This window comes from Leucobacter chromiisoli (genome assembly GCF_016522505.1).
Lineage (GTDB): Bacteria > Actinomycetota > Actinomycetes > Actinomycetales > Microbacteriaceae > Leucobacter > Leucobacter chromiisoli.
Map to the genome: position 1 here is coordinate 1 of NZ_JAEHOH010000041.1, position 1,054 is coordinate 1,054.

Sequence of the window (1,054 nt, forward strand, 5' to 3'; positions counted from 1 at the left end):
ACGAAGACCTCCGACAGGATGTGGGTTACCACACTCACCATCCGCCGGAGGTCTTCTATGCCCCACGCTAACGCACCCCTCACCCCACTCGGACGAAAGCGTCTCGCAGCACTGGTGGTCGATGAGGGCTGGCCCATTCGTCGCGCTGCTGAACGTTTCCAGGTCTCAGCAGCGACCGCATCGAAGTGGGCCACACGCTATCGGGCAGGCGACTCGTTCGAGGATCGCTCCTCACGCCCCCACCATTCACCACGCCGGCTCCCGAGACGCCGCGAGCATCGCATCATCTCCCTCCGTTTCACCCGCCAGTGGGGGCCGCATCGCATCAGCTACCACCTCGGTATTCCGCGTTCCACGATCGAACGCGTCCTCGCGAGATACCGGATGCCGAAACTTGCCCATCTCGATCGCGGGACCGGGCTTCCCATCCGGAAACCCCGGATCGTGCGTTACGAGAAGCAGGCCCCGGGCGAGCTCGTGCATGTCGACATCAAGAAGCTCGGGCGAATCCCTGATGGCGGCGGGTGGCGCATGCATGGCCGCGGCTCCACCCAAGACCGGCGGGCGGGCGTGGCCAGGGACAGAGCGGCCCGAGTAGGGGCCCTGCCGAGCCGCGGATACGCGTATCTGCATCACGCCGTCGACGACTACTCGCGCCTGGCATACTCCGAGATCCTCACCGATGAGAAGAAGGAGACCACGGCCAGGTTTTGGGAACGAGCACGCAAGTTCTTCACCGATGCCGGGGTCACCGTGACAGGGGTGATGACCGACAACGGATCCTGCTACCGTTCACACGCCTTCGCACAAGCGCTCGGCCCGGAGGTGAGACATCGCCGCACACGTCCCTACCGGCCGCAAACCAATGGCAAGGTCGAACGATTCAACCGCACCCTCGCGCAGGAATGGGCATACGCCGAGGTATACGACAGTGATGCAGCCAGGGCCGAGACGTACGAGGCCTGGCTGCATCACTACAATCATCACCGACCCCATACCGGGATCGGAGGGCTGACCCCGTCAGATCGCGTTCACAACCTCACTGGGAACTACA

General features: G+C 63.9%; 1 protein-coding gene. It reads left to right on the top strand.

The genetic code is table 11. The features are described from left to right. Nucleotides 1–57: 57 nt before the first annotated feature. Nucleotides 58–1,054: IS481 family transposase (locus JD276_RS15700; protein ID WP_200116600.1), on the top strand; the 997-nt coding region annotated here is incomplete at its 3' end.